Annotated in this window: 13 protein-coding genes and 2 pseudogenes; 5 read left to right on the forward strand and 10 right to left on the reverse strand. The window is 67.8% G+C overall.

Going from position 1 to position 17,924, the window contains the following annotated elements; translation table 11 throughout:
• Positions 1-37: 37 nt before the first annotated feature.
• The 4 genes and pseudogenes from NC4_RS44125 to mftF form a co-directional block, all read right to left on the reverse strand.
• Positions 38-1,033: an AMP-binding protein gene (locus NC4_RS44125; RefSeq protein ID WP_369690788.1), complete on the reverse strand. Its 996-nt coding sequence runs from the start codon at positions 1,031-1,033 to the stop codon at positions 38-40.
• A 331-nt stretch (positions 1,034-1,364) separates the two neighbouring features.
• Positions 1,365-5,981 (reverse strand): annotated as a pseudogene (locus NC4_RS40560) (amino acid adenylation domain-containing protein); the annotation flags it as partial.
• Positions 5,982-6,471: 490 nt separating this feature from the next.
• Complete coding sequence (locus tag NC4_RS25140) at positions 6,472-7,824, reverse strand: GAF domain-containing protein (RefSeq protein WP_067542887.1); 1,353 nt, start codon at positions 7,822-7,824, stop codon at positions 6,472-6,474.
• Positions 7,825-8,024: 200 nt separating this feature from the next.
• Entirely contained in the window at positions 8,025-9,425 is a 1,401-nt protein-coding gene (gene mftF, locus NC4_RS25145) for a mycofactocin biosynthesis glycosyltransferase MftF (RefSeq protein WP_067542890.1), read from the reverse strand.
• Between the two features lie 249 nt (positions 9,426-9,674).
• On the opposite strand from mftF, the gene mftR2 reads away from it, so the two are divergent.
• On the forward strand, positions 9,675-10,295 hold the full coding sequence (mftR2, locus tag NC4_RS25150; protein ID WP_084529791.1) for a mycofactocin system transcriptional regulator MftR2: 621 nt from the start codon (positions 9,675-9,677) through the stop codon (positions 10,293-10,295).
• A 41-nt stretch (positions 10,296-10,336) separates the two neighbouring features.
• A complete protein-coding gene (locus NC4_RS25155) occupies positions 10,337-11,392 on the forward strand; it encodes a ferredoxin--NADP reductase (protein WP_067542893.1) in 1,056 nt (351 codons plus the stop codon).
• Positions 11,393-11,413: 21 nt separating this feature from the next.
• Here NC4_RS25155 and NC4_RS41780 read toward each other — a convergent pair.
• From NC4_RS41780 to NC4_RS25165, 3 genes and pseudogenes are all read right to left on the reverse strand, one after another.
• A pseudogene (locus NC4_RS41780) lies at positions 11,414-11,749 on the reverse strand (transglycosylase SLT domain-containing protein); the annotation flags it as partial.
• A 114-nt stretch (positions 11,750-11,863) separates the two neighbouring features.
• A complete protein-coding gene (locus tag NC4_RS44130) occupies positions 11,864-11,989 on the reverse strand; it encodes a hypothetical protein (RefSeq protein ID WP_281186395.1) in 126 nt (41 codons plus the stop codon).
• Between the two features lie 313 nt (positions 11,990-12,302).
• Entirely contained in the window at positions 12,303-13,046 is a 744-nt protein-coding gene (locus NC4_RS25165) for a DNA alkylation repair protein (RefSeq protein ID WP_067542897.1), read from the reverse strand.
• Between the two features lie 101 nt (positions 13,047-13,147).
• Between NC4_RS25165 and NC4_RS25170 the strand changes: the two genes are divergently transcribed.
• Positions 13,148-13,456: a hypothetical protein gene (locus NC4_RS25170; protein ID WP_067542899.1), complete on the forward strand. Its 309-nt coding sequence runs from the start codon at positions 13,148-13,150 to the stop codon at positions 13,454-13,456.
• 155 nt (positions 13,457-13,611) lie between these two features.
• Here NC4_RS25170 and NC4_RS25175 read toward each other — a convergent pair whose 3' ends face one another.
• The gene (locus tag NC4_RS25175) at positions 13,612-14,232 is read right to left on the reverse strand and encodes a TetR/AcrR family transcriptional regulator (RefSeq protein ID WP_067543448.1); all 621 of its coding nucleotides are present in this window, start codon (positions 14,230-14,232) and stop codon (positions 13,612-13,614) included.
• A 5-nt stretch (positions 14,233-14,237) separates the two neighbouring features.
• Positions 14,238-14,591: an SPW repeat domain-containing protein gene (locus NC4_RS25180; RefSeq protein WP_067542902.1), complete on the reverse strand. Its 354-nt coding sequence runs from the start codon at positions 14,589-14,591 to the stop codon at positions 14,238-14,240.
• A gap of 154 nt (positions 14,592-14,745) precedes the next feature.
• Here NC4_RS25180 and NC4_RS25185 point away from each other — a divergent pair, with 154 nt between their 5' ends.
• Both NC4_RS25185 and NC4_RS25190 read left to right on the forward strand, forming a co-directional pair.
• Positions 14,746-15,933 carry an NAD(P)/FAD-dependent oxidoreductase gene (locus tag NC4_RS25185; RefSeq protein ID WP_067542905.1) on the forward strand — a complete coding sequence of 396 codons (1,188 nt, stop codon included), beginning with the start codon at positions 14,746-14,748 and terminating at the stop codon, positions 15,931-15,933.
• A gap of 88 nt (positions 15,934-16,021) precedes the next feature.
• On the forward strand, positions 16,022-16,798 hold the full coding sequence (locus NC4_RS25190) for a glutamate racemase (protein ID WP_067542908.1): 777 nt from the start codon (positions 16,022-16,024) through the stop codon (positions 16,796-16,798).
• Position 16,799: 1 nt separating this feature from the next.
• Here the strand turns inward: NC4_RS25190 and NC4_RS25195 are convergent, their stop codons facing one another.
• The gene (locus NC4_RS25195) at positions 16,800-17,870 is read right to left on the reverse strand and encodes a DUF7373 family lipoprotein (RefSeq protein WP_157555203.1); all 1,071 of its coding nucleotides are present in this window, start codon (positions 17,868-17,870) and stop codon (positions 16,800-16,802) included.
• Positions 17,871-17,924: the final 54 nt, after the last annotated feature.

A 17,924-nucleotide genomic window follows, 5' to 3' on the forward strand; every position in this document is an offset into this window, starting at 1 on the left:
CGGACAGATCGGCCCGGCCGTGATACCCGCGGGCCAGCTACACACCGGACAGATACAACTCGCCGATCACGGTATCGGGCACCGGCTGCAGCCGTTGGTCGAGAACGAAGACCCGGCTGCCCGCGACCGGGCGGCCGATCGGCGCCGGACCAGAACCGGACGAATCAACCGTAGCATGCGTGGCGTGCACCGTGAATTCGGTGGGGCCGTACAGATTGTGCAGTTCGGCCCGGCTCACCGCGGCGAAGGCGGCGGCGGCCTCACTCGTCATGGCCTCACCGGCGACGAGCACCGTCCGCAGCGAGGCGAGCTCCTCCGCGCGGGCGGCCCCGGCGAACACCGTCAGCATGGACGGGACGAACGAGGTCATGGTCACGCCGTAGAGCGCGATGGTCTCGGCCAGGTACGCGGTATCGCGGTGCCCGTCGTGCTCGGCCACCACCATGCGACCGCCACGGCACAGCGGCGCGAATAGTTCCCATACCGAGACGTCGAAGGTGGCGGGCGTCTTGAACAGCACCACGTCGCCGGGCCCGATGCCGTACTCGGCGGAGATCCAGTCGATCTGGTTCGCCACCGAGCAATGCTGAATCGCAACGCCTTTGGGACGGCCGGTGGATCCGGAGGTGAAGATGACATAGGCCAGCGCGGCCGGGTGCAGCGCGCCGCCGCGTTCGTCGTCGGCGACCGGATCGGCCGCGAAGCCGGACAGCTCGGCCGTATCCACGGCCACCACGCGAATCGGCGCACCATCGGCGTGGGCGGTCGCCGCGGCGGCCCAGCCGTCGGCCGAGGTGGTCAAAATGCATACCGGCTGGGCGGTTTCAATAACGTGTGCGAGCCGGGCCGCGGGCTGATCCGGATCGACCGGGACATAGGCCCCGCCCGCGGTGAGCGTCGCATAGGCGGCCAGCACGAACTCCGCCGACCTGCGCATACCCAGCACCACCAGGGTGTCCGGGCCGACACCGAGCGAAACCAGCAGCCGGGCAAGCCAGTTGACGTGCGCGGACATCTCCCCGTAGGTGAGCATCCACGGACCGTCGATCAGGGCCACCGCCCCGGGAGCCCGCCGCACCTGCGCCTCGAAGGCGGCGACAATGGTGGGCGCACCCGGGGTGAGCGCCGCGACAGCGCCGGATTCCAGCACCCGTCGGCGCTGCCCGGCATCCAGGAGCGGCAGGTCGGCAACCGGGGTTTGCGGGGCGGCGCAGACGGCGTCGAGCAAATGCGCGAACCACCGCGCGTATTCGCGGATGGTGGCGCGGGAGAACAAATCCAGTGCGAAGCTGAACTCCGCCTGGATCCCCGCCGGTGCCGAAAGCTTCCCCGGGACCGGCACCGGCGAAGCTTTCGGTGACCGCGACCGAGAGGTCGAACTTGGTCACCCCGGTGTCCAGCGTACCTGCCGTGGCAAGCAATCCGGGCAGTTCGACACCGATATCCCCGGCTCCGGTAAACGACAGCATGACCTGGAACACCGGATGACGAGCCTGTGACCGCGCCGGATTCACGGCCTCGACGAGTTGCTCGAACGGCGCGTCGGCATGCGCGAAGGCCGCCAGATCGATCTCCCGCACCTGCGCCAGCAACCGGTCGAACGGCGTCCGCGCGTCCACCCGGGTGCGTAATGGCAGCGTATTGACGAACATGCCGATCAGCTCGTCCAGTTCGCGCTCGCCCCGCCCGCCCACCGGCGTGCCGATCACCACGTCCTCGGCCCCCGACAGCCGCGCCAGCAACACCGCCAACACCGCATGCACCAGCATGAAGGTCGAAACCCCGTGCGCACGTGCGGTATCCGCGATCCGCGCATGCACCTCCGGCGGCAACTCGAGGGTGTGCGCCCCGCCCCGCCCACTGGCCACCGCGGGCCGCGGCCGATCCGCGGGCAGATCCAGCTGCTCCGGCGCCCCGAACAGAGCATCGGTCCAGAACTCCAGCTGCCGCGCCACCAGCGACTCCGGATCCTCGGCCACCCCCAGCCGTTCCCGCTGCCACAGCGCATAATCCGCATACTGCACCGACAGCGCCGCCCACTCCGGCCCACGCCCCTCCCGCCGCGCCCCGTACGCCCGCCCCAAATCCCGCGCCAGCACCCCCAGCGATAGCCCATCCGCGGCAATGTGATGCAACACCACCGCCAGCGCGTACTCGTCCGCCGCTACCTGGAACAGCCGCGCCCGGAACGGAGTATCGCACTCCAGATCGAAACCAGCCGTGGCGAATTCGCGCAATTCACCGGCCAGTGCAGCCTCCACTACAGAGGCGCGCCCCGGCCCCCGCGTTCCCTCGGCGGCGAGCCGCTCACCGTGATCCGCATCGGCGGTAGGCGACTCGTCCCGCATCGGCTGCGCCGCTTCCGCGACGGATGCGGTCGACTCCGTGCCGCCCAGCAGTGCGGCCGCGGCCACCAGCGACTCCACCGCACCGAGCGGAGAAATCATGTCCGGGTGCAGGATTCGCTGGTGTGCGGTGCCGTCCTGGGACTGCGGGAATACGGTGCGCAGGACCTCGTGGCGGTGCAGCACGTCCGCCAGGGCGGAGCGCAGCGCGTCGGTGTCGAGCGCGCCGCGCAGGCGCAGGACGAACGGCATGTTGTAGTCGGCGCTGGAGCGTTCGAAGCGGTTCAGGAACCAGATGCGCTGTTGAGCCGGGGAGAGCGGCAGCACCTCGGGCCGGGGCCGGACCTGGAGGTGCGGACCGGATTCGGTGTCATCGCTCAGGAATCGAGCGTCGATCAACTCGGCCAGTTCGCCCACGGTGGTCGCGGCGAAAAGCTCGCGCACGCCGAGGCGGCACCCCAGTTCCGCGCCGAGCCGCGCGGCCGCCCGCGTGGCGATGAGGCTGTTGCCGCCGAGGGTGAAGAAATCGTCGTCGAGACCGATCCGGTCGCGCCCGAGCACCTCGCCGAAGATCCGCGCGACGGTCCGCTCGACCACCGACTCGGGTTCGCGATATGCAACGAGCACCCGCTGTGGCGCGGGCAGCGCCGCCCGGTCCAGTTTGCCGGAGGCATTGAGCGGCACAGCCTCCAACAGCACGAACGCGGCAGGCACCATGTACGCGGGCAGTGCCGCGGCGGCGGCAGCCCGCAGCCGGGCGACATCCATCGAGGAGGGCGCGAACCCCGGCGCGGCGGCAGCAGAAATAGTCTCGGCGGCGGCACCGGCGGTGTCGGTACCAGCGGCGGTGTCGGTACCGGCGGCGGCGATGGCAGCGGCCGAGGTGGTCGTGGCCCCGGACACCGTCGGCACCACGTAGGAGACCAGTTGGTCTTCCCGCATGACCACTACGGCCCGCCGCACGCCCTCGACCGCGCCCAGGACCGTTTCGATCTCACCGAGTTCGATTCGCAGACCGCGCAGTTTCACCTGGAAGTCGGTGCGGTCCAGGTACAGCAGTTCGCCGGTGGCGCTCCAGCACACCAGATCGCCGGTGCGGTACATGAGTTCACCCGGGCCGCCGTGTCCGTCGGCCCCGGCGAACGGATCGGCCACGAACCGCTCCGCCGTGAGCCCCGGCCGCGCCACATAGCCCCGGGCGAGCTGAACCCCCGACAGATACAGCTCACCCGGGGTCCCTATGGGAACCGGCCGCAGACGTGAATCGAGCACGTACAGCCGGGTATTGGACACCGGCGCGCCGATCGGCACACCGGTGACATCCGAGTCGGCGACCTCGTGGAAGGTAACGTCGACCGCCGCCTCCGTAGGACCGTACAGATTGTGCAGCCGGGCGCGGGTGAGCGCCCGCAACCGCTGCGCCGTGGCGGCGGGCAGCACCTCACCCGATGCGAAGACCATTCGCAAAGCCATAGTTTCCATGGCTTTCGCGGCGGCGAGTTCCTCGACGAAGATCGACAGCATGGACGGTACGAAGTGAGCGACCGTCACTCCTGCGCGGGCAATGAGCTCGGCCAGATAGGCCGGGTCACGATGCCCGTCCGGTTTGGCGAGCACCAGCGTGGCGCCGACCTGCAACGGCCAGAAGAACTCCCACACCGAGACATCGAAGGTAACCGGGGTCTTCTGCAAAACGGCATCGGCCGCCGTGAGCCGGTACTCGGACTGTATCCAGACCAGTCGGTTGATGATCGCCGCATGCGAAACTGCCACACCCTTCGGGCGCCCGGTGGAACCGGACGTGAAGATCACGTACGCGGTATGCCCCGGACACAGCGGACCGCGGCGCTCCGCATCGGTGACCGGGCCATCGGCCAACGCCGACACATCCAGCTCGTCGATGCGCACGACCGTCGGTCCGGCACTTTCGGATTCGCCCCCGACATCATCGCGGGCCGTGGTCAGCACACAGACCGGCCGCGCCGTCTCGAGAATGTGCCGGGTCCGCTCGGCCGGATGATCCGGATCAATGGGCACATACGCCGCGCCCGCGGCCTGGATCGCGTACACGGCGATCACCAGCTCGGGCGATCGGCGCATTCGCACCGCGACCAGGTCATCCGGCCCGACGCCGAGCGAAATCAAGTGGCGGGCCAGGCGATTGACCCGGCTCGACAGCTCGCCGTAGCCGAGCTCGCACCCGCCCTCCGGGTACCGCAGCGCCACCGCCGCCGGGGTGCGCGCGGCCTGTGCCGCGAATATCGACACCAGCGTCCCGGCCTCCACCGGCCGTGCGGTGTCGTTCCAGATCCGCAGGCTCACCTCGCGTTCCAGCTCGGTGGTCACCGCCACCGCGGCCACGGGCGTCGCCGGATCTACGGCGAGCAGCCTTTCCAGGAACCGCAGGAATCGCGAATGATGCCGCGCGATCTCGTCGTGGCCGTACAGATTCGGATTGGCCTCGAGGTCCAGCATCACCCGATCGCCGTCGCCGTAATACAGCTGCAGGCTCATATCCTCGACGGGCCCGCTGGTCAGGACGTGATACCGCCCGCGCGCCCGTGCCAGCGGCAGACTCAGGTCGAACAGCATGATGTTGGCCAGCGGCCCGAACAGCGCGCGCCGCGTCTGCTGCCCCTCACGATCGGCATACCGGCGAATATCCTCGGGCCGATACCGCTGATGCCGCAGCGCACCGGTGAGCTCACGCTGGGTGGAGCTCAGCAATTCCGCCCAGGTCGCCGCCGCGCCCACCGCGATTCGCAGCGGAACGATATTCGACAGCATGCCCGCCGAGCGCCGCATCACCTCGGTGGTGCGCCCGGTCACCGGCAGGCTCAGCACCACCTCGCCGCGATCGGTGAGCCGCGCCAGATAGGTGGCGAAGGCGGCCAGCACCACCACCGCGACCCGCGAATCCCGTTCGGCGGCATACTCGTTCAATCGATCGAGGATCCGCTCGGGCAGTTGCCGCCCGAAACGCAGATTGGCCGGTGCGGGTCCCGCTACGCGCCGCTCGAGCGTGGTCGGCTCCAGGCCGCGCACCCGTTCGGCCCAGTACTCGCGATCGGCGGCGAAACGCGTGCTCTCCCGGTACTTTTGCTCGGCCTCCGCCAGCGCCCGGATGGTCCCGTCCCGCACCGGGGGCGGCTCGTTCCCGGTCATGCGCGCGGTGTAGATCTCGGCCACCCGCATGGTGTTGGTGAGCGCGCCGTAGCCGTCCAGCACCAGGTGGTGGGCCCGCAGGTACCAGAAGTACCGCCGCTCCCCCACCCACAGCACCGCACCCGCGAAGAGCCGATCGGTGAGCAGATCCACCGGCGCGGTGTAGTCGGCCCGCATCCAGGTGTGCGCGGCGGCGATCGGATCGGCGTGCTCCCGCAGATCGATGAGCGGAACCTCGACGGGCAGTTCCGGATTCAGGAACTGGCGTGGTTCCCCATCGATCTCGGCGGGCTGCATGAGCACCGACTCGAACTCGCGCCCGGCTTGCACGTGCGCCCGCGCCAGCACCTCGGCATCGAGTTCGCCGCGCACGTCCACGTACTGCGCCACATTGATCGGCACGCCGGGATCGAGCAGCTGGGCGTACCAGAGCCCGAACTGACCGGGCATGAGCGGGAACGGTTCCTGCACCAGAGCCTCCCTGGAACTCGCGAATTGCTATGTGCGCGAATGGTTCAGGGCATGGCGAAATAGACCTGGGGCGCCGCGGGTAGCGGCGCCAGGTCGCGGAATACCGCACTGCCCTGGGTTATTCGACGAATGAGCGAGCGGCGACTGCGGCGCTCGCGCGTGTGATCCGACTAGTGCTTGGAACCGGCCAGTTTGTTCGGTGTAAACCAACCGGGATGCGGGTGCCTCCGGGCCATCCGCATCGTGGATGTCCTGCTGTGGTTCGCCTCCAACTTCCCCGACGATCGCCGCTGCCGGGCCGCGCTGTCACTTGCATCACATGGATGCCGTCCATGTATCGCGAAGACTAGGCGGTCGGTGAATAAAACGGAACTTTTTCCCGAAAAAAAGTTGGACGAGCGTCTAGTTGGCCGCGACGGGGTGCGACGACTGTGGGTGCGACCACATGGGGAACCAGCGGTGTGACCGACCGCACTTTCAGAAGCGAAGACTATGAGTCGAAACGTTGCATCTGCGTTGCATCGACACCCATGCGCCGATCCAGCACGCGGATCTTGGCTTCGATCTGCGCATACAGCGGCGAATCCCGGTCCACGGCAGCGCGATACACGGCCCAGGCGGCCGCATCGTCACGGCCTTCGGCGCCCGCCGTCCAGCGACTGAGGACCGTCGCGTCACCTGAGCGCAACACGGCGGTGCGCAGCCGGACGCGCAATTCATCGCGAATGCCTATAACTCCCGGCGCAGTTGAGCGCGGGAGCGCCGGGCCCGCATAGAGCCGGACGGCGGTATGGACGTCCCCGGAATCGAGCGCCGCGCGCAGCTCCTCGACATCCGTGGCGATCGGAACGCGCAGCCGATAGGGGCGCGAACCGAAGACGTTCGACCCCACCACCGACCGCAGCCGGGACATGGCGGCGCGAATGGTGGCATTGTCGAGATCGGCATCGTCGAGGAGCAGCGCCAGGTGATCGGCGGACAGTCCCTCGGGATGTTCGGCCAGCAGCAGCATGATCTCGGCGTGCCGCTGCGACAAGGGAACCCGCTCCCTCGCCACCGTCAATTGCGGCTGGCCCAGCCCGAGCACCTCCAGGCCCAGACGGTCCGGCACGGGCGCGTCCGCACCCGCGCGGCGGTCCTGCCCGGACCGCACCGCCGCCAGCAGCAGATCCATCTCGGCCGCCGTGGCCGCCGCCTTGACCAGGGCCAGGATCTCCGGGCGCGCCACCCGCACCCCGCCCGCGATCATGAGCACGCCCACCAGTCGCCCGTCCGGATCATGAACGGGCGCAGCGGCTCCCGTGATCTGGTGCATGCGGTGCAGAAAATGCTCCGGGCCGTGGATCCAGGCCGCGCGGCCGGTGCGCACCACCAGGCCCACGGCATTGGTGCCTATCCGGCGTTCGCTCAGGTCGTTTCCCTCGCGCAGGCCCGCCGCCGTCACGGCCTGCACCCGATCCGCGGTGCCGTGCACCGAGAGCACCCGGCCGAATTGATCGGCGACCACCACGATGAGCCCGGTGCTGGAGGCATCCTGCAGCAACAACCTGTCGACCAGCGGCATGGCCGAGGCAATGGGATGCGCGTCGCGATAGCGCTCCAGATCCGCGCCGCGCAGACCGCGACCGTCGCCGTCGTCCATGGGATCGACGCCGCCGCGCAGGCTGCGCAACCACGATTCCAGGACCATGGGACGCAGCAAACCGGGCAGCTGACCCAGTTGTTCGCCGCCCACACTGAGGTATCCGTGGGCTTGTGCGGCATAGGCCTCCAGCGCGCCGAGCTGGGCGCCGGACTCGGCGCCGTGCTGCGGAGGGCTCCCACCTGCGATGTTGCTGACCATTTGCCTTTCTTTCCGCCCCAAAGAGTACCGGCGAGGGTGCGATCGATAGGGCGAAGCCGATCGTTTGTCCCGCAGGTCACATGGCGACGGACACTCATCGAAATGTGAGCTGGGCAGCACTTTGTTAAACATCGCTTATTCAGTTGGCGACGGGGTATACGAGACAGACTGGGGGAAACCCGGATTCGCGGATAGATGTCTCAGTGCGGCGGCAGGGTCGGACGCAGTGCGTCGGCGCTGCGCGCCCGCGCCGCGCCCCGCCACAGGCCCGCGCCGTAGGCGACGTCGTCCAGGCGTTTGCAGGCCACGTAGCGGGCCGGATCCAGACTGCCCGCCTCGCGATGAATGAACCAGTCCGCCAAGCCATCCGCCACCGCCACGGTCAGCGCGATACGCCGGATCCGGCGCGAGCACAGCATGCCCAGCAGGGTCACCGGCCAATAGTCGCGGCACAGCGCCGAGGCCAATCTCCAGACGCCGCCGGAAAACCCGCGCGCCATGTAGATCGCCGCCACCCGGGTCGGATTGTCGAGTTCGGCGAAGACCCGGCGTAGTCGGAACAGGGTGGCGATCAAGGTCAGCGCCCCGCCGAACACGCCCCACCAGGTGAGCGTGCCGAGCAGCAGCGCGGTGACCGCCGTCCAGATCGGAATCGACAGCGGCGCGGCCATCCCGGAATGCCGCTGCCCCAGCGGCGCCACCCCGGTGCCGTGATTCATCTTGTGCGCGAACCACTTTCGCATGGTCACCGGATTGCTGTGCGCGACCCGGGCGGCGGGCTCGTAGCGCAGCCGCCAGCCCGCGCGATCCAACCGCCAGCACAGGTCGATATCCCCACCGGCCGCCATGGATTCGTCGAAACCGCCCTCGGTCAGCAGCGCCGCGCGGCGCACCAGCAGCGCGGCGCTCGGCACGTAGGGCACCGGACCGTGCGCCTGCACGGCCGATTCACGGCGGCCGCGATGCAGCGAGCCGCGGGTGTGCTCGTAGCGGGCCAGCAGGGTGGAATCCGGATCCGCGGCCAGGATGCGCGGGGCCACCAGCGCCACCTTGGGATCGCTGAAATGCCCGAGCATGACCTCCAGCCAGCCGGTGCGCGGCACCACGTCCGGGTCCAGGAAGGCCACGAACTCGGTTGCGGCGGCACGTAATCCGAAGTTGCGGGCGGCGGCCGGGCCGTGTCTGCGATCGCGGCGCAGCACCGTCACCCGGCAGCGGCTGCCGCGCGAGGCCGGGACCCGCACCGGACGGTCGGAGCCGTCGTCGACCACGATCACGGTATGCCCGCGCAGCGCGGCGAGCAGCCGCGCCAGACCGGCGCCGTCATTGTGCACCGGCACGATCACGGTGACGTCCTCGACCGCGGGCAACAGCCGCGGCCGCGGATTCGCGACACCGGAATCGAGCAGTCGTCTGGCAACCCGAACCGACGTAGGGCCGGTCACTTCGAGGTATCCGTCACCGATCATGGCCGCAGCTTCCGGCGCGAGTCGCAGCAACCGAGTCGGCGATCCGCCGACCAGGAACCGTCCACCGGAATAAGTGCGCACCCTCGGATCGATTCGCACCCCGAAACCATCGGGAAGTCGATCATGGCGCATTCCTGGAATGCTAAGGCAGCACACATCCAGCAATCATGATTGCCACGCCGCCCGCTGCACGGATAACGGGACAAGCCGGGACGGTCCACCCGACCGGGACCCGCATGGCACCCGGCGCTCTAGACTGCGGGAGGAAAATCAGCAGTTGAACAGGCATGAGACGCAATTCGGGATACGCGCCCGGACAAGGCGATGCCTATCGAGCTGCGACTATCAACGAGTGGCCGAGGTGGTATGGGAGTCGGGCGTATGCAGACAAGCGGGGGCGGCAACACCCTCTCGGAAGCCGAAATCGTCGAGGCCGCCCTGCGGGTGGTCCGCCAGGACGGCGTGGAGAAACTGTCCATGCGCCGACTGTCCCGCGAACTCGGCGTTTCCCCGATGGCCCCGTATTACTACGTCGCGGACAAACGCGAGCTACTCGATCTCGTCGCGACGGCCGCGCTCACCGGGGTGCGGAAGCCCCCGGATGATTCGGGTCCGTGGCAAATGCGGCTGCGCGACCTCATCGATCAGATCGACGAGAAATTGCGCAAGCATCCGGGTCTCGGCGATGTGCTGATCGAGCAGATGCTGGGCAAACAGCTCGATCTCATCGCGGCCGTGATGGAAATCCTGTTCGACGCCGGATTCAGCGAACGCAATGTGCTCGCCGCGTATGCGACCATCCACACCTACCTGTTCGGCCGCTCCAAGGTGAACCCGCGCGATCGCACCGCATTGCACGATCGGGCCTTGCCCGAGGCGGTGGAGCGGGCCACCAAGCACATGGCCGACCTGCGCGGGAAATACTCCTACGACTTCTCGATGGACGTGCTGGTCGCCGGTCTGGAGGCCCAGCTTGTCCGGCAGCGCGACGGGCACGTATAGTGAAACTAGAACACGTTCTAGTTTCGGTTCGAGAGGACACTATGACCACCGTCGACGTACCGCACAGCTCGCGATCGGCCGTGCTGCGGGTCTCCGCGGTCATCAACGAGACGGCCGACTCCTGCTCGCTGGTATTCGACGTCCCCGAGGACCTGCGCGAGCGCTTCACCTATCAGCCCGGACAGTTCCTGACGCTGCGCATTCCGAGTGAGCTCACCGGATCCGTGGCGCGGTGCTACTCGCTGGCCAGCTCGCCGCACACCGACGACAAGCCCAAGGTGACGGTCAAGCGCACCGCCGACGGCTACGCCTCGAACTGGGTCTGCGACAACGTGACCGAGGGCCACGAGATCGAGGTGCTGCCGCCGTCCGGGGTGTTCACGCCCAAGAATCTGGACGAGGACCTGCTGCTGTTCGCGGCGGGCAGCGGCGTCACCCCGGTGATGTCCATCCTGAAGTCGGCGCTCGCCCGCGGCAACGGACGCATCGTGCTGGTGTACGCCAATCGTGATCACGACAATGTGATCTTCGCGCGCGATCTGCGCGAACTGGCCGACAAGCATCCGCAGCGACTGGTCGTCATCCACTGGCTCGAGCATCTGCAGGGGCTGCCCACCGCCGACGCGCTCGCCAATCTCACCGCGCCGTATACCGCGTACGAGGCATTCATGTGCGGGCCCAAGCCGTTCATGGATCGCGTGCACGACGCCCTCGCACAGCTGGGCGTGCCGCGTAATCGCACGCACGCCGAGGTCTTCAATTCACTGTCCGGCGATCCGTTCGCCGATGTGGCGCCCGCGGAAATCAGCGCAGAGGAAGCCGCCGACGCCGCGACCGTCGAAGTCGAACTCGACGAGGAAACCCATGAATTGAACTGGCCGCGCAAGCAGACGCTGGTCGACATCATGCTGGCCAAGGGCATCGACGTGCCCTACTCCTGCCTCGAAGGCGAATGCGGCTCGTGCGCCTGCACCGTGGTCGAGGGCACGGTCGAAATGGAGAACGCCGAAATCCTGGATCCCGAGGACATTGCCAACGGCTACATCCTCGGGTGCCAGGCGCGGCCGGTGACCGACCACCTCAAGATTCAATTCTGAGTCGGGTTTTCGGCCCGGGTTTCAGTACGCCCCGTACACGTTGTCGATGGAGCCGTACCGCTGCGCGGCGTAGTTGCAGGCGGCGGTGATATTGGCGACCGGGTCGTAGACGTCCCAGGAAGTGCCTTCCACGTGATAGGCGTGGAAGGTCGGGTCGATGGTCTGCAGCAAGCCCTTGGAGGGGATACCCGCCGCGGCATTCGAGTCGTACAGATTGATGGCCTGGGGATTGCCACCGGACTCCCGCATGATGTTGCGGTGAATGCCCTCGTAGGAACCGGGAATTCCGCGCTTGCCCATGATGTAGAGCGACTGCTTGATCCAGCCGTCGAGATCATTGGCGAAAACCGGCGGCAGCAGTTCGGAGAACGGCGCGGGCAGCGTCTGCACGAAATCCCGGGCCTGATCCTGCTGCGGCTCGGGCAGCGTCTTGACCAGGTCACCGGCCTGCTGCTGGATCTGCTGGGCGGGCTACTGGAACTCCGGCGGCACCCCGGCGATGGTCTCGGCCGCGGCGGCCTGGCCGGAGGCACAGATGACCAGGGCGACGGCGGCGGTTCCGGTAACGGCAAGGGGGAACAGTTTTTTCAAAGGCATAGCGATGGGGGCACAGCGCTATCCACGGCGAAGGCCATTCCGGCGCACGCCGTTACGCTGTATGGGTTGCGATCCGCATTGGGGGAGAACGGGATTCGGGTACACAACCCAGGGGATCACCATTCCGGCCTGTCGACGACTGATCACAGAATGGTTGCGCTAAGTTAACGTAAACTGAACTAGAGATGAACAATCGGTACTGATGCTCGAAGGGCAAATCTTCAGACAAGATCATCTGGCCATGACCGGGCGATTCTTCGCTCTCAGCACCGTTACCGGCAATCGCTGAGCAGTGCGTCACATCACGATTGCCTCACCGTTGCGCGCGATAGTGGGCGCGCTGCTCCGGGGTCAGATGCTCGGTGGCATAGCTCAGCGCGGTGCGGCCCATCTCGGCGGGGTGCGCATCCAGGAATCCGGTGAGGACGGCCGCATCGACCCGCTTGCCGATCTCGCGCAGCATCCAGCCCACCGCCTTCTGGATCAAATCCCGCCGATCCACCAGCAGCCGCTCGCACAGCTCCAGCGTGGTCCGCGGATCACCGGCCTTGATGAATGCGAAGGTGGTCAGCAAGGCCACCCGCCGCTCCCACAGCGACTCCTGCGCGGCCAGCTCGAACAACAGCTCACGCGGGCAATCCAGGTACCACGGGCCGAGCACGAATTCGACCGAGGCGTCCACCAGATCCCAGTTGTTCACGCGCCCGCGCCGCACGGCCGCCAGATACAGATCCACGATCCGCTGTTGCAGGCCGGGGTCCGCGCCGCGCTTGCTCATCGCCTTGGCCATCCGGTCGTTGAGCAGTACCAGCCCGGCCAGCCGATGCTCGTGCACCTCGCTGTCGAGCAGCTTGTCGATCTCCGGAAGGTCCATCCCCGCAAACGCTTTCGCGACCTTCCGGGTCTGCGGGACCCGCACTCCGATGAAAACGTCCCCCTCGCCGTACTCCCCCGGTCCGGTCTTGAAGAACCGCTGCAGATGAATCGCATCGGCGGGGTCGGCCGCCTTCGCCAGCTCCGCACGCACCCCTGCCGCCGTCAACCCGGATCCACCCATTGCCCGCTCCCGCCTCGACTCGGTCTCCGCACCATGATCGGCCACCCGTCCGACAGGTATTCGGACCCACGCCGAATCGCCCGGTGCGCGACCATGGGGCTATGAGCGAGAGCGAGGCCCGGGCGCCCTTCCGCATGACGGTCGAGGGCGTCTTCACGATCACCGGGCGCGGCACCATCGTCGCGGGGATCGTCGAACAGGGTGTGGTGGGCGTCGGGGACGACGTCGAAATCATCGGGGCGGCCGATATCCTGCTCACCCGGGTACGCGGGATCGACCTGGTGTGCCGCCCCCGCGTCGATCCGGAGGAGCGGCCGCGCACGCTCGGGCTGCTGCTCGAAGGCGTGCGGAAGGATCGGATCGCGGTGGGCGATATTGTCGCGGCGCCGAAGTTGGTCAGACGCGGCTGACGCGAGTTCAGGGGCTCCCCGAGTTTGGCGGTGTATTCGGCATCCATGGGCGACATTCTTACTCCACTCGGGAACCCGTGGCGACTCGGGCCGGTGAAAGCTATTAGCGAGCAATGGCATTGGGGGATTTACAAGGAATGACAGCGAATTCGGGGTCAACCCAGCTGCGTCATTCCGGCGGCGACCACCTGCGCGACGTTCAGGATTTCATCGGCGGTGGGGAGGGTGAGCCCGTCCAGCGTATGCAGGCGATCGGTGCTGGCAATGGCGAACATGGCCGAGACCCAGGCGGCCGCGCAGGCCCGCAGCGTACCGGGCTGAACCGGAACCGGGGCGCTGGCCTGCAGGACGCGGGCGGTCACGTCCAGCAGCTGATCACGCATGTGGCGCAGTTGTTTCCGCACATCGGGATGGGTGTCGGCCTCGCGCCACATGATGACGCGCAGCACCGAGGAGTGATGATCGCGGATATTGAGCGCGGCATCCAGATTGATCAGGCTCTTCACCGGATCGCCGGGGGCGACGACCGAGGCGATGTCGTCGATCGGATTGCGCGGGACGCGCTCGGCCATGAGGGCCGACAGAATGGCGTCCTTGGTGGGGAAGTAATAGAAGACCAGGCCTTTGGGGACACCGGCCGCCGCCGCCAGGGCGGCGGTCGGGGTCGCATCGAATCCCTGTGCCGCGAAGAGGGTTTCCGCGGCATCCAGGATGAGCTGACGGGCGTCGCCGTCGATTTTCTTGCTCCGGCGACGCCCCGCTCCGGGTCGGTGCATCTGCATCAGCCGTGTGATGCCGTATGCATCCGGGCCGATACCGTCGGCAATGCGGCGACCGCGACGACCACGGTCAGCGCGCCCACGATCCATGCGGTCCAGGTGGCCCCGCTGAAGGAATCGAAGTTCATCACCCAGGGGGAGATGAACAGCAGCACGCCCAGTGCGCCCATGGCGTAATCGGCGGTGGCGTCGGCCATCTTCTGGAGTTGGGCCAGGCCGGTGAGTGCGATCAGCACGCCGAGTACGACCAGGGTCCACGTCGCGCGGGTGTTCGTGTCGACGACCAGGGGCGACAACGCGGCGATTGCGCCGAGTACGACAGCCACCATGTCTTGTGCGCGGCTCTCGGTGAACATGTATGCCTCCTTAAGGCTGAGGATATGTCCTACCTCCCGGTATATTCCTGATTGACCGCCCGATCAATAAATGTCCGGCTACGATTCAGCGGCAGCTCGGGTGTGGTGCGGGACACAGGGGTGTGGGCGCGATACAGCAGATATGGTTTGGCCTATGTCGGAGTCGGTAGAACACGTTCTAATAGTTGGCGCGGGGCTGGCGGGGCTGCGCACCGCCGAGGAACTGCGACGCGCAGGCTACGACGGTGAACTGACGCTCATCGGGGACGAGGATCGCGCGCCCTACGACCGGCCGCCGCTGTCCAAACAGTTCGTGCGCGGGGAGACCGACGACACCACGCTGCGGCCCGCGGAATTCTTCGCCGAGAAGCGCATCGGGCTGCGGCTCGGCGCGGCGGCCACGGGGGTCGACACCGCCGCCCGGCGGGTCACGCTGAGCGACGGCGACGAGCTCAGCTACGACCAACTCGTCATTGCCACCGGTTTGCGGCCGCGCCGGATCCCGGGCTTCCCGGATGTGCACGGCGTGCACGTGCTGCGCTCGCACGCCGATGCCGCGCGACTGCGCGAACAGCTCGCCACCGCCTCCCGCGCCATGGTGGTAGGCGCGGGTTTCATCGGCTGCGAACTCGCCGCCAGCTTCCGCGCCCGCGGCCTGGAGGTCGCGCTGGTGGAACCGCAGCCCACCCCCCTGGCGGCCGCGCTCGGCGCCGAGATCGGCGCGCTGGTGGCCAGATTGCATCTCGACGAAGGCGTGGACCTGCGCTGCGGCATCGGCGTCGAGGCGCTGCTGACCGACGGCGACAGCGTGCGCGGGGTCCGCCTCACCGACGGCGCCGAACTGGATTCCGACCTGGTGGTGATCGGCGTCGGCTCGGTACCCGTGACCGACTGGCTGGCCGACTCCGGCATCCCTCTCGCCGCACCGGCCGACGGTGGCGGCATCCTCACCGACGAGGTCGGCCGCACCACTGTCCCCGGTGTCTGGGCCCTCGGCGATGTGGCCGCCTGGCCGCACGACACCGGCCGGAACAAGCGCGTCGAACACTGGACCAATGCCGGTGAACAGGCCCAGCTGCTGGCCTGCGCACTGCTCGGTGTGGAAGCCCCGGCCGCCGTGCAGGTTCCGTACGTGTGGAGCGACCAATACGACATGAAGATCCAGGTGCTCGGCACCCCGGCGCTGGCCGACGAGGTCCGGATCGTCGAGGACAAGGGCCGCAAGTTCCTGGCCCACTGCTTCCGCGCGGGCACCCTCGTGGCCGTCGTCGGGGCGGGCATGACCGGCAAGGTCATGAAGATGCGCGCCCAGCTGGCCGCCGCCTCCGGCGCCACCGTCTGATCGTTGCCGCCCCGGTCAGGGGCCTGTTCCGGCCGGTAGGGCGACCACGGTTCGCAATTCCGGGTGGGCGTTGTCTACGGTTGCGGGTGTGATCGTCGCGCTCATTGATTCCGGCCTGGGGATGCTGCCCACCGGGGCGTGGTTGCGGAAGCTGCGACCCGATATCGATCTGCTGCTGCAAATGGATCCCGAGGGCGCGCCCTGGGGACCCAAACCCGAGCAGTGGGTGGTGGACCGCGTCCTCGAGACCGCCCGCGCCTCACTGCGCGAAGGCGCGGAAGTCATTGTGCTGCCCTGTAATACGGCCAGCGTCACGGCGCTCGAACACCTCCGCGCCATGGTCGGCCCCCAGGTGCCCGTGATCGGCACCGTGCCCGCCATCAAACCGGCCGCGGCGGCCTGCCGCAAAGTCGCCGTCTGGGCGACCGCGGCCACCACCGCCAGCGCCTACCAGGCCGACCTCATCGCCCGCTTCGCCGGTGACGCCGAGGTCACCGGCGTGGCCTGCCACGGCCTCGCCGACGCCATCGACCGCGGCGATCTCCCCGCGATCACCGCCGCCATCGCCGACGCCGCCGCCCGCACCCCCGCGGGCACCGAAGGCATCGTCCTGGGCTGCACCCACTACCCCCTGGTCCTGGACGCCATCCTCACCGCCCTCCCCCAGGGCGTCCGCATCTTCGACAGCGCCGAAGCCGTTGCGGGCCAGACCCTCCGCCGCATGGACGCGCTCGGCCGCCCCACCGCGGACAGCACGACGACCCGGGTCCTCACGTCCGGACGGCCCGGAAAACTCCCCACCGCCGCAGCCGCATTCGACTCCGGCAGACTGCTCGGCGCGGTCCCCGCACCCGTGGTGGGCTAGTTCAGAAACTATTCGCGAACAGGGCGTACTGAGCCGCCGCACGCTGGAGCAGATCGCTTCGATCGTCGCCGTTGAGGACGGCGACGTAGCGGCGGTAGACCACGAAGCACTTGTTCACCCAGTAGTTTTCGGGGTTCGCGACATTCCTGACGCTCGTGCACTTCACATCGGGCGCACCGGAGGGACCGTCGATGCGGCTGTAATTGTCGCGGAAGAGCGCCGCGAAGCCGTCGGCGAGGGCGTGCGCCGCGTCCGGGTCACGTGCGCGCAGCAGCAAATCGTCGTTCATGTAAGCGATTGCGTCCGTGCCGGTTCGCTCGAACAGCGACACCCATCTCGCCTGATCGCCGACCCGGTGCACGAAATCGTTGATGCCGTACACGGCGAAGGAGTTCACCTCCGGCACCCGCACGCCCCGGTCCCGGGTGACCGTTCTGGCCAGCAGACCCTCGGGATCCAGCGGCAGGTCGTCGAGATCGGATTCGGCGGTGGGCCGGAACTTTTCGAGCACCGGAAGCTGGGCGTCGAGAGTCTTGCGCACCCATTCGAGCAGATCGTGCTCTTCGGCGAAAGGGCGCTCGATGAGCAAGGACAGGACGAATTCGTCATGCGCGAGGTAAACACCGACATTCGCGATACCGGGACGCCAATGGATATATGCCGCCGGATATTCGGCGAGATGCAACGTGACGTTCTGATCGGCGGCCACACCGAAATCGGTGTTCTCCAGTTCGACCGCGGCCGTCGCCGCCGCGGCCGCGGACGGGAAACGGAGCAGCGCACTGCTGACGATGGTCGCCGTGGACGGGATGCCCTCCTCGGTTTCCGGTTCGTTCCCGCCGCTGGTGCCGTAGCCGACGAGCATGCGATGGCGTTCCAGCACCGAGGTCGACGCCCCGGCGACCATCCCGAATTCCTCCACCTCGACGGGAGTCAGCAACACCTTGGCGTTGTAGCCGACCGGCAGCGTGAAGTCGATCCGCGACGTCAGCACCACCGCCTCGGCCATCCGGATGCCCTCCGCGAGTGCGCCATCCGTGCCCGCGGTGTGCTCGTACCGGTGCTTCGACACCGGGTACGACCCGACATCGAGTGTGCGGACATCGATTTCAATCGCAACCGGCGT

It is taken from the genome of Nocardia crassostreae, from assembly GCF_001613405.1.
Taxonomy (GTDB): Bacteria; Actinomycetota; Actinomycetes; order Mycobacteriales; family Mycobacteriaceae; genus Nocardia; species Nocardia crassostreae.

Coding starts and splice junctions, on each gene's coding strand:
- NC4_RS25155 (WP_067542893.1), top strand. CDS start 10,337: ATGACCACCGTCGACGTACCGCACAGCTCGCGATCGGCCGTGCTGCGG.
- NC4_RS44125 (WP_369690788.1), bottom strand. CDS start 1,033: ATGCTCACCTACGGGGAGATGTCCGCGCACGTCAACTGGCTTGCCCGG.
- NC4_RS44130 (WP_281186395.1), bottom strand. CDS start 11,989: ATGCCTTTGAAAAAACTGTTCCCCCTTGCCGTTACCGGAACCGCCGCC.
- NC4_RS25175 (WP_067543448.1), bottom strand. CDS start 14,232: ATGCACCGACCCGGAGCGGGGCGTCGCCGGAGCAAGAAAATCGACGGC.
- NC4_RS25170 (WP_067542899.1), top strand. CDS start 13,148: ATGAGCGAGAGCGAGGCCCGGGCGCCCTTCCGCATGACGGTCGAGGGC.
- mftR2 (WP_084529791.1), top strand. CDS start 9,675: ATGCAGACAAGCGGGGGCGGCAACACCCTCTCGGAAGCCGAAATCGTC.
- NC4_RS25165 (WP_067542897.1), bottom strand. CDS start 13,046: ATGGGTGGATCCGGGTTGACGGCGGCAGGGGTGCGTGCGGAGCTGGCG.
- NC4_RS25180 (WP_067542902.1), bottom strand. CDS start 14,591: ATGTTCACCGAGAGCCGCGCACAAGACATGGTGGCTGTCGTACTCGGC.
- mftF (WP_067542890.1), bottom strand. CDS start 9,425: ATGCGCCATGATCGACTTCCCGATGGTTTCGGGGTGCGAATCGATCCG.
- NC4_RS25185 (WP_067542905.1), top strand. CDS start 14,746: ATGTCGGAGTCGGTAGAACACGTTCTAATAGTTGGCGCGGGGCTGGCG.
- NC4_RS25140 (WP_067542887.1), bottom strand. CDS start 7,824: ATGGTCAGCAACATCGCAGGTGGGAGCCCTCCGCAGCACGGCGCCGAG.